Genomic DNA, 13,324 nt, shown 5'->3' with positions numbered 1-13,324 from the left:
CTTGCCGATCCCCGGGAACCTCCTCAGCTCGACCACCGAATCCATCGACCCGAACACCTCCGGCTGGCTCGCAAGGCTCAACTCCACCCTGGCGAAAGGCGTCGGAGGCCGGAACGGTGACGGCTGCCTCGTCGTCAAGTCCGTCGCAGCGGGCGAGACGCAGGCCATCACTCTCTCGTCCTACACGGTCACACCGGGGACGGTGTACTACGCGTTCGCGGATGCGGCCGGCGTGGTCCCGGAGCGGATCGGAATCCGGTGGAAGAACTGGCGCAACACCGAGATCGCCGTGACCTGGTCGGTCACCACCATGGGCTCCTCGCCAAACTGGCACCGCGTGTCCGTCGCCGGTGCGGCCCCTGCCGGGTCGATGTTCGCGCAGGTGGTCCTCTCGTCCACCGAGGTCGGCGCCGCGGTCAACCACTACTGGGAGAACGTCTACCTCGGCCTGCCGATTCGTACGACCGGCAATTTGTTGCCGTTCGGCACCGAGTCCACAGAGATCGACGCCTCGGGCTGGACTCCCGTCGTGAACGCGACGGTGTCCCGGCAGGTGCCCGTCCTGAACTGGTCCGTGACCAACTACCTTGCGGGTGGCCACACCCTGGCCATGACGGCCATCGCGGCAGGCAATGCGGCCGTCCTGTCCGTCGACAGGCCGACCGTCACCGCAGGCGCCGAGTATCTGGCCTACTGCTATCTCCAGCCACCGGTACTGTCGGCGACAGCGTGGATAGAGCTGCGGTTCTACGACGTCAACGGCAACCAGCTGGCCGCGACGAGGTCGACGCTGGCACCGCCGGACACGGGTATCTACCGGCAGCGGGTATCGGCGACCGCACCGGCGGCGGCAGCCACGTGCGGATTTGCGGCCGGACTGGACGGAGCGGGCGCGGGACAGATCCTGCGCCTGGAAACCGTCGCGATCATCGCCGCACCGGACCTGATCGCCGGGAATGTCCTGCCGTACGCGTCCGCGTCGTTCGAGCAGGGCCTCGCAGGCTGGAGCGTCGTGTCCGGCCCGGCAACGGCTGCCCGAAGCGCGCCCTGGGGGGCGGACGCCTTCGACGGTGCCTACTCCCTCACCCTGTCCTCCTCCACCGCAGCAGCCTCCACCATCCGCAGTGGCCGCTTCCCGGTCGCGGCCGGGGTGAACTGGCGGGCCCAGGCCTACGTCCATCCGGATGCCGGGGCGTGGTCCGGCGTCCGCGTGCGGGTGCGCTGGTACGACGCCGAGAACACCGACCTCGGCGCCTCGACCGGCACCTCGTACACACTTCCCGGCACGGCCTGGTACGCGCTCCCCTCGGACGCGGTCGCGCCGGTTGAGGCTACGCAGGGCGCGGTGGAAGTCGTGGCGACGGCGTCGGCGACGAACAGCGTGCTGAACGTGGACGCGGTGGCCCTGTGGCAGGTGCTGCCGCTGATCGCTGTCGCCGCGGACTCGGACGCCAGCTACGTCACCCTCACCCTGCGCGAGCTGACCCCGGGCCAGCTCGTCAGTGTGTACCGGATTGTCGCCGACGGCTCCAGGACGCTGGTGCGGGGACCCGGCGGACTGCTGGACCGGGTGCCTACCGCCTCTGACCTGATGATCATCGAAGATCATGAGGCGCCGATCGGGGCGCCGTTCAGCTACCGGGTCCAGATCCGTGAAGGCGACGGGACGCTGGTCTCGGACCGTTCGTCCGAGGCGGTCGCGCTCACCCTCGCCGACACGAGCGAGGCGTGGCTGAAGGACCCGGGCAACCCGCAGCGCAACCTGCGCGTGCTGATAGGGAAGGCGCCGGACTGGCAGCGGCCGATCGAACAGGCCGCCTATGTCGTACGGGGGCGGCGCAACAAGGTCGTCTTGTCCGGTGTGCGGCAGGGCCTGGAGGGCGACCTTGCCATCTGGACCCGCAGCGACGACGAGCGTCAGGCGCTGCATCTGCTGCTCGGCTCCGGCAACACGCTGCTGTGGCAGAGCGTCCCCGGTATGGGCGTGAGCGACATGTACGTCAACATCGCCCAGATCACGGAGGCCCGTCTGCCCACGACGGCCCGGGAGTCGTGGCGGGCCTGGACGTTGCCGCTGACCGAAGCGGACATGCCGACCACGACCGGCGTGAACGGGCCTGCGGGCCGTACCTGGCAGGACGTACTGACCGAGTTCGCCATCTGGGACGACGTGCTCTCCACGTATGCCACGTGGGAGGACGTGCTCCTCGACCGCAGGGGGTGACCTGAGGTGTATCCCGTCAGCGACCGGTTCCTGGCGCGCCTTGCCGACAGCCACATCCCGGCCAGCACTGTGCACCTGTTCCTCACGGACGGGACGGTTCTCGACATCGCCCACACGGGCGGTTCGGTGACGGTGGACCGCGCGCAGGCCGTCCGGCGCACCTGCACCGTCACCGCCGACGACCCGGGCCTGATCCCCCGGACGCCGGATGATCAGCTCGCTGTCTACGGGGCTCGGCTGCGGATCGCCTGCGGAGTCGACTACGGCGACGGGACCAGCGAACTGGTACCGCTCGGCGTGTTCCGGCTCGATTCTGTGGGCGGCGATGTCTCCGAGGGTCCCGCGACGCTGCAGGGCAAAGACCTGTCGGCGGTGATCGCGGACGACCGGTTCACGACCCCGTACACCGCCACCGGCACGGTCGTCAGCGCAGTGACCGCGCTCATCCAGCGGAGCCTCCCGGGCACTGCCGTCACCAGTCTGATCACGGACGCCCCCATTGGAGCACGCACCTTCGACGTGGAGGCCGACCCGTGGGCGGGCGTGCAGGAGATCGCGGCGGCAGCCGGAGCCGAGGTCTATCCGAACGCCGACGGCGTGTTCGTGATCAGCACGCTGCCCGATCTCGCCACCGCGACCCCCGTGTGGGCGGTGGAGGCCACCGAGGGCGGCGTCTATGTCTCCGCCAACCGGGCCATGACCAGCGACAACGTGTGCAACGGCGTACTGGCCAGGGGCGAGAACACGTCCGGCAACGTCGCTCCGGTCTCGTTCCTGGCCACCGACAACGACCCGAACTCGCCGACCTACTGGGGCGGGCCCTTCGGTCGGCGCCCCATGTTCTACGGCTCCTCCACCCTGACGACGATCGCGGCCTGCCAGCAGGCGGCCCTGTTGAAGCTGGCTGAGGCCAGGGCGCCGAACGCGACCGGCGACATCAGCTCACTGCCGAACCCTGCCCTCGAACCGGGGGACGTGCTGCGTGTGATGCACGAGGACGGCACACGGGAACTCCACCAGGTCGCCGCGTTCACTGTGCCGCTCGACATCGGCGGCGCCTTCCCGATCTCCACGATCTCCGCGAAGGAGGACGCGTGAGCGTGCACCGCGATCTCGCCTGGGCCCTGAAGCAGCAGGCGCAGCGAGCAGGCGAGCGGGCGCCGTCGGTGCGCGGCGCGGACTGGAGGCTGGCAACGGTTAGCGCCGTCAACGCGGGTGGCACCGTCACCGCGGACGGCATCACGGTGCGCCGCCTCGCCTTCTACACCAGCCCGTCGGTCGGGCAGGTCATCGTCATCAGCCAGTCCAGCAGCGGCAACTGGATCGCCTTCGGCCCGCTCGCCAGCTAAGGAGCCACACCACATGCCCACCACGGACGACTTCGGGCAGGGCGTCAGTATCGCCTCCCTCACGGATGCCCCGGACGCGGCCAAGCTGGCCCGGGACATCGTCAACGGCATCGCGGCCCGCTCGGTCATGAGGTTCGCGTCTGCTTCCGCCCGCAGTGCCGCGCTCACCGCCCCCGCGGAGGGCATGACGACATGGCTGGTGGCGGAGGGCCGACTGGAGATCTACCACATCGGGTCCTGGTTGGCGTGGCCGCCGCCCGCCGTGCAGACGTTCCAGGTGTCGGATGCTCCCTACAACCAGACACAGGTGACCGTCGACTATTCGGTGTCGGCGTGGCCGCGTGCGGTGTTCGTGGCGCCGCCGTCCGGACGCGCGTACGTCACCGTCAGTGCCGGGATCTCGAACACGAACACCGACACGTCGACGATCTGGGCGGCCTGGCGAGCCACCGGCAACCTCGGCTTCGCGTACACCAACCTCACCCGAACCGGCCTGTCCGCCCAGGGACGGCGGGTCGTGGGGTCACGTCGGCTGATGCTGACGGGGATGACCGCCGGAGAGACGATCACGGTCATCCCGCAGTGGAATATCAGCTCCGGCGGAGCGAGCACGTCGGAGACGTTCGGCGGAGCGCTGCTGGTCGAACCTGCCCCCTGACGCCCTCCAACCCTCACGCCCCGAGCCGTCGGCCGGGGCGTTCTTCATGTCCTGGAGACACCCGTGCAGCTCATCACCCGCTCCGCTTTGGGATGGCCCGCCTCGGCCGCCCCCGCCCAGCCCGCCACCAAGGGCGTCAAGGTCCACTACACCGGCACCGCAGTGTCCACCGCACTGGCCTCGGACCACGCCCGATGCATCGCCCTATGGAAGGACATCCGCCGCGCTCACCTGGCGAACAAGGCCGAGGGATACTCGGACGTCGCCTACAACTACGCCGCCTGCCCGCACGGCTTCCTCCTCGAAGGCCGCGGCATCGGCAAGCGGACCGGCGCCAACGGCAACCAGGCCCTCAACCGCACGCACTACGCAATCGTCGGCCTCGTCGGCTCCTCCGGCCTGACGGAACCGACAGACGCCATGCTCGGCGCGATCCGCGACGGGATCGAACTGCTGCGGAAGCACGGAGCAGGCACAGAGATCAAGGGCCACCGGGACGGCTACCCCACCGCCTGCCCCGGCGGCCCCCTCTACGCGTGGGTGCAGGGGGGCGCACCCCGCCCCGGCGGTCCCACCGCGCCACCGAAGCCCGCCACGCCGAAGTACGAGCCGTATCCCGGCGAGTCCTTCTTCATGAAGAGCGGCAAGCCCGCCCTCGGAAAGGTCTCGCCCGTCTTCACCGCGATGGGCAAGCGGCTCGTCGCCGTCGGCTGCGGACGGTACAAGGTCGGCCCCGGCCCCACCCTCGGGCAGGCCGACGTCGACTCCTACGAGGCATGGCAGCGCAAGTGCGGCTACACCGGCACGGCCGCGAAGTGGCCGCCCGGCCCGACTACCTGGACCAAGCTCCAGGTTCCCAACGTCTGAGAAGAGAACTCCATGTCCCAGATCAACCTGCCCAATTCCGGCACCTTCGGGAAGACCGCGGCCACCTATGCCAAGGATCTCGCCGAGCGCGTCATCTGGACGTTCCTCGTCGCCGCCGGGGGCGTCGCGCTCGCCGCCGGGCCCGCCGACATGATCAGCGTATCCTTCTGGGAGACCGTTGGCGCGGCCGGGCTCGCCGCTGTCGGCTCCCTTGTCAAGGGCGTCCTCGCCCAGTTCGTCGGCGCCAGGAACAGCGCGTCCACCGCCTCAGGTGTCTAGTGAAGTGCCGTGCGATGCGGCGCCTGGCCCGCATGCTGGGCCGCCGCGGCGCGATCCTCCTCTCCTACGGCAGCGTGTGGGCCCTGTACGGGTACGGGCAACTCATCTCCCCGCAGCCGGACCAGCGCGGACTGAAGCTGGCCATGCAACTGCTGCCGCTGGAGGTGTGGGGCTGGCTGTGGATGGCCTCCGGGATCATCGCGGTCGTGTCGGCGTGGATGCCGCAGGGTGTGGACGGGCCCGGCTTCCTCGCCCTGCCGTTGATCGTGCTGCCCTGGATGGCCAGCTATCTCGCGTCCTGGCTGCAAGGCGACTTCCTGCGCGGCTGGGTCGCTGCCGCCGTGTGGGCGGCGATCGCGGTACCGGTGCTGGTAGTGGCGGGATGGCGCGAGCCGCCCCGCATGAAGAGAGTGAGCGGCCCATGACGGCTGTGGACACGTGGGTGCAGGCCGGGCTGGCCGCGGTGGGCGCGATCGGCGGTGTCGTGGCGGCCCGTTCCGCCCGCCGTACCAAGCGGCAGGAGCGGCGGGACGACTTCACGACGGTCACCGACCGGATGGACAAGGAGATCAAGCGCCTGGAGACCCGGCAGACGGAGCAGCAGGAGCAGATGACCGGGCAGGGCGCGGCGATCGCCTGGCTCGTCGATGACCGGCGCAGCCTGGTCGGCTACATCCGCAGTGCCGGCCTGGAACCGCCGGCGCCGCGCCCGATCCCGGATCGCGCCCGCCCCTACCTCGACCACATGGACGTGTAGAACTGGAGCGCGACATGCCTGAACCTCCCGTCGCGCGGGAGCCGCGCCGTGACGAGTCCGCGGCGGACATGCGGAGCTTGGAGCGTCTGGGCCACGTCGGCCCGCAGCCGGTTCCGGCTCCGTCGAACCATCCCTTCGTAGAGCCCGACTGGCCTTCGCCCGACGAGGGCGAATGATCTACGCCCCCTCCTTCGGGAGGGGGCGCTTCGTCGTGTGGTCAACCGGTGATCTCGCCGGTGAACTCCGGGTAGTCGAGGGAGAAGTCGTCACTGGTGCGCTGCACGGTGACAACGATCTTCTTGCCGTACATCGTCTCCAGCACGCTGTCGTCGGTCTTGGTCGCCGTCACTCCTGGGGCCAGTCGCCCCTCCAGGGGCTGTGACCCGTTGTGGAAGATGGTGCTGGCCGCCGAGCCGCCGTTCGTCGCCCCGTCGATGATGGTCGATAGCTCCTCGAGGTCCACAGCTGCTTTGCCGGTGTTCTCCAGTTTCAGGAGCAGCCGGAACTCGGTGGCGGCCGGGTCGGCTGACTCGAACATGTCGGCGTTGTAGTCGGTGAAGATCTTCGCTTCGGTGACGGTGACTTTGAGGCCGTCGGGCCATGTGTATGTCTCGCCGAACTTGAACTCGGTGGGCTGGTCCTCGGTGCCATCTCCACCGGTGCCGACCTCGTCGGAGCAGTGTTCGGTCCACTCGGCCTGGTCGATGGTCTGGCTGGTGCAGTCGACGGACTCGGCCGGGTCGGCTGCGGCGGCGTCACTTTCGTCGCCCTTGCCGCCGCCTCCGCAAGCGGTGAGGGTCGCGAGGAGCAGGGCCGCCGTGGCGGCGGCGGTGTGTATGCGCATGGGTCCCCCCAGGGATGAATGTCGGCCCAACGTAGGGGAGTTGTGAAGGAAGTGTGCGGTAGTGATCGAGTCGTGACATACGCGCAGAGGGCGCTACTTCTTTGCCTGTGAGGCGAGGTGGAAGCCGTAGCACTTGTCGCAGCGGTACACGCGCTTCTCGTCCCGCCCGGCCCGCATGGTCGAGGCGAGCGCGAGCTTGGCAGCAATCCGGTCCGGGTACCGGATCTTGCCGGTGGGGCAGGTCGAGGGCGCGCGGCGCTTGGCGGGCACGGCTGCTCCTTTGGGGCTCGGTGCTCCGGTGCGACGATTCCACTGACGCGGGGTGCATGGCCATACCCTCTGGGTAGCCTGACGCCTGTCAGATAGTCAGTTCTGCAAGGAGATCCGTTCATGGCCTCGTCCGACCGTCCCGATGACCGCGAGCAGCTCATCGCGGAGCTGCGTCTCGCCCTTGAGAAGTCCGTGCGGCTGCTGAGTTTCGCGGCTGGGCGGGAGGCTGCGGGCGATCCGGATGAGGCCGCGAAAATGCTGGGTGAGGTGGATCGCCTGAAGGCGGTCCTGGAGCGCACAGCCCCGTAGTTCCGGTATGACGAATGCACTCACACGGGGGGCGCGAGCGGCGATCGCTGAGTGTGCGCCTCCCGTGCGCCGCTATCAACGACCCATGATCAAGAACATACTGCGCGGCCTCGCCGCTGTCGCCATCGCTGCTACGTCCCTCGTCGCTCTCCCCGCACCTGCTCAGGCCGCCGATACTGCCCGTCTCGGGGTGGCGGTCGGCATGCTGCCGGTCGCTGTGGAGGATCGGACCGGTTACGAGCGCCCGATGTTTAAGCACTGGAACGCGGGCGCGAACCCATCCGACGGCTGCAACACCCGGGCGGAGGTGCTGATCTCGGAGGCGGTGGCGGCTCCGGCGGTGGGCGCCAGGTGCAGTCTCACGGGGGGCGAGTGGACGTCGTACTACGACGAGAAGCTTGTGACGGCGGCGGGTTCGCTGGACATCGATCACATGGTGCCGCTGGCGGAGGCGTGGGATTCGGGTGCGGATGAGTGGACGGCGGCGCGTCGGGAGGCGTACGCGAACGACCAGGGCGCGGCGGCGAGTCTGGTGGCGGTGACGGCGGCGTCGAACCGGAGCAAGGCGGATCAGGACCCGGCTGAGTGGCTGCCTCCGGCCGCGAGTGCGCTGTGTCGGTACACGTCGGAGTGGGTCGCGACGAAGCTGCGGTGGAGCTTGGCCGTGGACGAGACCGAGCTGGACCGGCTGTTCCACCTCGCGGCCGGGTGCACTGACTCCGTGGTGACGTGGGAGGTCGCTCGGTAGGGTGGCCGCAGTCCCCGCGCGAGCGGGGTTGCGCTGCCGCGCCCCCTGCCACGGTCACACGGCCGTGACAGGGGGCGCTTTGGCGTGTCTGCGCTCGGGATGCGGCTACCCAGCATTGCCCGTCAGCCTGCCCAGCAACAGCACTACGGCCCCCCTACGAGGGGGGCCGCAAGGCGTACCGTTCTGAGTGTCTAGGTCAGAACGGAGTCCAGTATGCCCGAGCACACCGACACCGCACCCACACACCCCGGAGACCGCCTTCGCGATCTGCGCCTGCGCCGGGGCCTCACACAGGAACGCCTGGCCGAACGAGCAGGGCTCAGTCTGGGAGTCGTGAAGAAACTGGAAGCTGGCGGGACGGCCCGCCTCGACACCTACCACGCACTCGCCCGCGCCCTGGGCGTGCGCACCAGCACGCTGTTCGACTCGTCCGGACCTCACGCGACGACTCGGAGCGACGACGACAACCTCAACCTGATGCCATTGCGGCAAGCCATCGCACCCCCGATCACCTTCTCGGGCCGGATGGCAGCCGATCCGGACGGGGCCGAACCCGACCTCCCCGCGCTCCAGTCCGCAGCCCGGGAGGTCGGCGCCGCCTACCACCGCGACCGATACGACGAGGTAGCGGAACTCCTCCCCGGCCTGGTCCACGCCGCACACGCGGCCGTGAACCACTTCAGTAGCGGCCCCCTCCAGACCACATCGCTGCGCGTCCGATCCGACGTCCTTCAGATGGCAGGCCGGTACCTCACCCAGGTCCGCGCTTACGATCTCGCGCACATCGCACTGCGCGACGCAATCGCGGATGCCGTCCAGGTGGACGACCTGGGCGCCGTGGCCGCCGCCGTGTACCAGCAGGGATGGCTGCTGATGCGGCAGGGCAGGCTGGACGAGGCGGAACGGGTCTCCATCGCCACGGCGGAGGCGATTGAGCCCCGCATCTCGCGTGCGACACGCCTGTCTCTGGGCGCCTGGGGGAAGTTGCTGGTTCATGCGAGCGCCGCAGCCGCGCGGAACAACCGGCCGAGGGAGGCGCGGGAGATCCTGCGGCTCGGCCGTACTGCGGGTGCTGCGTTGGGCGGCGGGCAGGCCCTGGCCGAGTCGTCTTGGGGACGGTTCGATTGGCGAACCGTGGCTTTCCAGGGCATTGAGAACCAGCTCGTGGCGGACCGCCCGGACCGTGTACTGCGCCTGTCGGAACGTCTCCCCGTGCCGAATGAGCGGGCGGGCAAACTGTTCATGCGGCGGCATATGTTGGACGTGGCGCAGGCCAACGCGATGATGCGCCGCCCCAGCGAGGCCACGGACATCTTGTGGTCGCTGATGGACGACACCCCAGAGTGGTTGCGGCACCAGAGGATGGCCGAGGACACGTTCCATAGCACCCTGGCTTCCGGGAAGCGTCGCCGACTGACGGCACGGCAGCGGGACTTGGCGGAGTTCTTCGGAGCAGGCTGACGGGCTCTCAAAGGGACACGTTCCGTGTCTGTTCCGGTGCGGTCGGTATAGGTACGGCCACGGAACGTGTCTGTTCCCTCTCTCTGCGCGCGCCTACGGTCGGTGTTGTTGTGATCGCCGTGACCACGGAGGCGTAGCGATGTCCACCCAGACCGCCATCCCGCCCGAGGTACTCGACCTCCTCGCGCTCCCGCTACTCGGGTCCCTGAGGCCCGACCAGGCGCGCGGCGCGGTCTGCGTCTGGGGCCCCACCGAGAACCCCCTCACCGCCGAAACCGCTGTTGACCTCGGCGAGCAACACGACGACGGCCGCCACTGGTTCCCCCGCGCCTGCCGCAAGCACACCGGCGCCCACGCTTGGCGGGCACTCCAGGACCACGCCCCCCAGTGCCAGCCCTGCGTCCACGACGCGGGCGGCTGCACCACCGGCGCGGCACTCCGCTACCTCATGCGCGGATGGCGGCCATGAACCCCCGCAGATTCCAGGAGCCGCCGATCACACTCGGCCTGCCCCTACCCCCGGTCGACCCGCCCGCCGACTGCCAGGAGTGCGCGCAGCGGGCCGCCGCACGGGACGAGGCGAAGAACGCCGGGGATCTGACCCGCGCGATCGACATGACCGTCCTCATCAAACGCCACCACCCACAGGCGCCGGCATGAGCCCCGCCGTCTGGGAATGGCGCGAAGGCAGCGGGGGCGCCGGCTACCTGCAACGCGTCGGGGCGGACATCGAGTACACCGCCACCCAGCGGGCGTACCTCGCCTACGGCGACCACGTCCGGGACTGCCCCGTCTGCGCCGTGGACGGCGAGGTGTGCGTCACGGCCGACCAGCTGTGGGAGGCGTACCGGGCTGCGAAGGACCCGACCGCCGCCCCATAGACGCCGTCCGCCCCTCAGGTCGGCGAGGGGCGGACGGTACCCGGACACCGCCTAACCAGATCGGTCAGCCCACCAAATCTGCAAGCGGCACGCCGATTGCGGACGCGATGGCCAGCAGGGTATCAAGCGTCGGATTGCCAAGGCCGGCCTCGATGTCCTGGTAGTAACTACGGTTCATCGGAACAGCAAGGAAGACATCCTCCTGGGTGAGGTTGCGTTCCATGCGGGTGTCCCGGATGACGCTGCCGATGCGCTGTCGATGCTCTAGCCAGCGGTCGCCGGTGGGGTCTTGAGGCACTCGACAAACGCTCTGACCTGCGTGAATATAAGTCAGCCTGCTGTCAGCAGGCTTTTTGTGATCTCGGCATTCGAGGTCCGCTTGTGGCCGTCGCGTGATCGTCATGTGCGCTTCACGCAAAGACCGCAGTCGACACCGTCCGGGACACCCCCCTCGAACTGGCTGGATGCACTCCAAAAGAAATGTGCACCAGCGAATGACGGATGACGTGCGGCGTACCTCTGTCCGCCGGAACGCGTCATCCTGCGCTCTGACTCGGTCAGAGCAAGCCGCCCCACCCCGGGCCTGGGGTGGGGCGGTCTACGTTTGTTTCGAACACCCCCCGCCGACGGATGCGGCGGGGGGTGTCGCCTGCGGACCGGGTCTCCCCACCCGGGTTCCGCAGGTAACGACGAGCCTCGTCTGACGCGCGAGAGGGAGCCGCGCCGTCCTCGCTCCGCTCAGTGGCTTATGGGACCGGCCACAGCGATCAAGTCCCCCGATTCGATATAGGGCAAACCATGATCGTTGGGGGTTGTGGATACTATGCGGACTTCGATCATGAAAATGCCCTCCGAGGACACACCTCGGAGGGCATCTGACCTGCGGTGGAGCCTAGGGGAGTCGAACCCCTGACATCTGCCATGCAAAGACAGCGCTCTACCAACTGAGCTAAGGCCCCGGAAGAGAGGCGTCACACCGGTTCGAACCGCACCCGGCAGGCGCCGCTGACCAGAGTACCGGGTCGCCCCCGGATTCTCGCAAAAAGATTGGGGGGTCCCCGCAGGCGACCACTCTCCGTAAGATGCCTGTCGTGGTTCGCGACAGCGAACCGCCGTTTTGGGGAAAGCGATGGGGAGACGCAATGGACGCCGCACAGCAGGAAGCCACCGCAAGAGCGCGGGAACTGCAGCGGAACTGGTACGGGGAGCCGCTGGGGGCGCTCTTCCGTAAGCTCATCGACGACCTGGGACTCAACCAGGCTCGTCTCGCGGGGGTCCTCGGACTCTCCGCGCCGATGCTGTCCCAGCTGATGAGCGGTCAGCGGGCGAAGATCGGAAATCCGGCCGTGGTCCAGCGAGTACAGCTGCTTCAGGAGCTGGCGGGCCAGGTCGCGGACGGCAGCGTGAGTGCCGCCGAGGCCACCGACCGCATGGACGAGATCAAGAAATCCCAAGGGGGCTCCGTGCTGAGCAACACCACACAGACCACGAGTAGTTCAGGTGCTCCGACGGTCAAGCGTGTGGTCCGCGAGATCCAGTCCCTGCTGCGGTCGGTGGCCGCCGCGGGTGACATCATCGACGCCGCGGACACCCTGGCACCCAGCCACCCGGAACTCGCCGAGTTCCTCCGTGTCTACGGTGCCGGCCGCACCTCGGACGCGGTCGCCCACTACCAGTCCCACCAGAGCTGACACCCCTCGCGGGGCGAGCCTCTCGACGGGCTCACATCGCGGACGGCTTCGAGCGCCCTGTGGTGCGCGGTACGCGGACTGTGCGGTACACGGACACGGGCGGTACGCGGACTGTGCGGTACACGGACACGGGCGGTACGCGGACTGTGCGGTACGCGGACACGGGCGGTACGCGGACTGTGCGGTACGCGGACACGGGCGGTACGCGGACACGGGCGGTTTCTGACACGGGGGTCGGGAATCTGGGGGTCCGGGAACGTGGCTTTCGGGAGCGCGGAGTTGGAAGCGTGGGGTTGGAAGCGTGAGGTTTCGCAGCGCGGGGGCGCGGGGTTCAGGAACGCGGGACTCGGGAGCGCAGGGTCCTGGAGCCTGGAACTCGGGAGCGCAGGGTTCGGCGGCACGGAACTCGGGAGCGCGGGGTTCGGAATGGTCTGCGTAGTCCGGGGTGCGGGGGCACTCCGTCGTACGTGGCACGGGGGATGGGCACCAGGGCGAAGTCGTGGGCAAGGTCGCAGAGCAGAGTCACGGACACGGGGGTCCGGGGCAAGGCGGCTGGGCATTGCTGAGCTGGACTGGACTGGACCGGTCGGGATCATACGGCGTGGGATTCCTGGGAAGACGGTCACGGGGGATCGCGGATCAGTCGGCGGGGATCGGTCACGCGGTGAAGGTTCGTTCGGGGTTGGCCACGGGGTGAAGATTCGTACGGGATTGGCCACGGGGGATCGGTCGAGGGGGATCGGTCGAGGGGGGTCGGCCACGGGGGGGATCGGTCGATGGAATCTGTCGCGCAGGCGGGATCGTGTGGACAGGGTCACTGAGACGGATCACGGATACGGGGTCCCGTACACGGGATCGTGGGGCAGGATCGCGGGGTATCGGGCTGCGAGGGCGGCCCACGCGGGGCGGGCGTCGCGGAACAGGGACAGAGGCTTGAGGACAGAGGCTTGGGACACCGGACGTAGAGGCGAGTCGCTGGACGACGG

18 protein-coding genes and 1 tRNA gene are annotated in these 13,324 nt (G+C 68.9%); 15 read left to right on the top strand and 4 right to left on the bottom strand.

Going from position 1 to position 13,324, the window contains the following annotated elements; genetic code table 11:
- The first annotated feature begins 1 nt into the window (after position 1).
- The 8 genes from AB0D49_RS08140 (at position 2) to AB0D49_RS08105 (ending at position 6,134) form a co-directional block, all read left to right on the top strand.
- Positions 2-2,224 (top strand): hypothetical protein, encoded by a 2,223-nt coding sequence (locus AB0D49_RS08140; RefSeq protein ID WP_362752668.1) that lies wholly within the window; start codon positions 2-4, stop codon positions 2,222-2,224.
- Positions 2,225-2,230: 6 nt separating this feature from the next.
- A complete protein-coding gene (locus AB0D49_RS08135; RefSeq protein ID WP_362752665.1) occupies positions 2,231-3,322 on the top strand; it encodes a DUF5047 domain-containing protein in 1,092 nt (363 codons plus the stop codon).
- The gene (locus AB0D49_RS08130) at positions 3,319-3,573 is read left to right on the top strand and encodes a hypothetical protein (protein WP_362752662.1); all 255 of its coding nucleotides are present in this window, start codon (positions 3,319-3,321) and stop codon (positions 3,571-3,573) included. Before AB0D49_RS08135 ends, AB0D49_RS08130 begins: the two co-directional genes overlap by 4 nt.
- A gap of 13 nt (positions 3,574-3,586) precedes the next feature.
- Positions 3,587-4,231, top strand: a complete 645-nt coding sequence (locus AB0D49_RS08125) for a hypothetical protein (protein WP_362752659.1) — start codon at positions 3,587-3,589, stop codon at positions 4,229-4,231.
- A 63-nt stretch (positions 4,232-4,294) separates the two neighbouring features.
- Entirely contained in the window at positions 4,295-5,098 is an 804-nt protein-coding gene (locus AB0D49_RS08120) for a peptidoglycan-binding protein (protein WP_362752656.1), read from the top strand.
- 12 nt (positions 5,099-5,110) lie between these two features.
- Positions 5,111-5,377, top strand: coding sequence for a hypothetical protein (locus AB0D49_RS08115; protein WP_362752653.1), 267 nt, complete (start codon positions 5,111-5,113; stop codon positions 5,375-5,377).
- Between the two features lie 14 nt (positions 5,378-5,391).
- Positions 5,392-5,802: a hypothetical protein gene (locus AB0D49_RS08110; RefSeq protein ID WP_362752650.1), complete on the top strand. Its 411-nt coding sequence runs from the start codon at positions 5,392-5,394 to the stop codon at positions 5,800-5,802.
- Positions 5,799-6,134, top strand: a complete 336-nt coding sequence (locus tag AB0D49_RS08105) for a hypothetical protein (protein WP_362752647.1) — start codon at positions 5,799-5,801, stop codon at positions 6,132-6,134. Before AB0D49_RS08110 ends, AB0D49_RS08105 begins: the two co-directional genes overlap by 4 nt.
- Positions 6,135-6,351: 217 nt before the next feature.
- Here the strand turns inward: AB0D49_RS08105 and AB0D49_RS08100 are convergent, their stop codons facing one another.
- Together AB0D49_RS08100 and AB0D49_RS08095 are read right to left on the bottom strand one after the other, a co-directional pair.
- Entirely contained in the window at positions 6,352-6,978 is a 627-nt protein-coding gene (locus tag AB0D49_RS08100) for a hypothetical protein (RefSeq protein ID WP_362752644.1), read from the bottom strand.
- A gap of 93 nt (positions 6,979-7,071) precedes the next feature.
- Positions 7,072-7,248, bottom strand: coding sequence for a hypothetical protein (locus AB0D49_RS08095; RefSeq protein WP_362752641.1), 177 nt, complete (start codon positions 7,246-7,248; stop codon positions 7,072-7,074).
- Between the two features lie 120 nt (positions 7,249-7,368).
- On the opposite strand from AB0D49_RS08095, the gene AB0D49_RS08090 reads away from it, so the two are divergent.
- From AB0D49_RS08090 to AB0D49_RS08065, 6 genes are all read left to right on the top strand, one after another.
- Positions 7,369-7,557, top strand: coding sequence for a hypothetical protein (locus tag AB0D49_RS08090; RefSeq protein ID WP_362752639.1), 189 nt, complete (start codon positions 7,369-7,371; stop codon positions 7,555-7,557).
- Positions 7,558-7,642: 85 nt separating this feature from the next.
- A complete protein-coding gene (locus AB0D49_RS08085) occupies positions 7,643-8,305 on the top strand; it encodes an HNH endonuclease family protein (protein WP_362752636.1) in 663 nt (220 codons plus the stop codon).
- Between the two features lie 213 nt (positions 8,306-8,518).
- Positions 8,519-9,766: a helix-turn-helix transcriptional regulator gene (locus tag AB0D49_RS08080; RefSeq protein ID WP_362752633.1), complete on the top strand. Its 1,248-nt coding sequence runs from the start codon at positions 8,519-8,521 to the stop codon at positions 9,764-9,766.
- Between the two features lie 139 nt (positions 9,767-9,905).
- The gene (locus AB0D49_RS08075) at positions 9,906-10,235 is read left to right on the top strand and encodes a hypothetical protein (RefSeq protein WP_362752630.1); all 330 of its coding nucleotides are present in this window, start codon (positions 9,906-9,908) and stop codon (positions 10,233-10,235) included.
- Complete coding sequence (locus AB0D49_RS08070) at positions 10,232-10,426, top strand: hypothetical protein (RefSeq protein WP_362752627.1); 195 nt, start codon at positions 10,232-10,234, stop codon at positions 10,424-10,426. The genes AB0D49_RS08075 and AB0D49_RS08070 overlap by 4 nt, the downstream gene beginning before the upstream one ends.
- Positions 10,423-10,647, top strand: a complete 225-nt coding sequence (locus AB0D49_RS08065; RefSeq protein ID WP_362752624.1) for a hypothetical protein — start codon at positions 10,423-10,425, stop codon at positions 10,645-10,647. The genes AB0D49_RS08070 and AB0D49_RS08065 overlap by 4 nt, the downstream gene beginning before the upstream one ends.
- Positions 10,648-10,711: 64 nt before the next feature.
- Here AB0D49_RS08065 and AB0D49_RS08060 read toward each other — a convergent pair whose 3' ends face one another.
- Together AB0D49_RS08060 and AB0D49_RS08055 are read right to left on the bottom strand one after the other, a co-directional pair.
- Positions 10,712-11,050: a helix-turn-helix transcriptional regulator gene (locus AB0D49_RS08060; RefSeq protein WP_362752620.1), complete on the bottom strand. Its 339-nt coding sequence runs from the start codon at positions 11,048-11,050 to the stop codon at positions 10,712-10,714.
- Positions 11,051-11,533: 483 nt separating this feature from the next.
- Positions 11,534-11,606 (bottom strand) — tRNA-Ala (locus tag AB0D49_RS08055).
- Between the two features lie 183 nt (positions 11,607-11,789).
- On the opposite strand from AB0D49_RS08055, the gene AB0D49_RS08050 reads away from it, so the two are divergent.
- On the top strand, positions 11,790-12,338 hold the full coding sequence (locus AB0D49_RS08050; protein WP_362752617.1) for a DNA-binding protein: 549 nt from the start codon (positions 11,790-11,792) through the stop codon (positions 12,336-12,338).
- The last annotated feature ends 986 nt before the right edge of the window (positions 12,339-13,324 follow it).

Origin of the sequence: Streptomyces sp. NPDC048290 (assembly GCF_040652095.1) — a bacterium.
Classification (GTDB): Bacteria; Actinomycetota; Actinomycetes; order Streptomycetales; family Streptomycetaceae; genus Streptomyces.
Note: the sequence above shows the minus strand (reverse complement) of the source record. Positions and strands in the feature narration are given on the sequence as shown.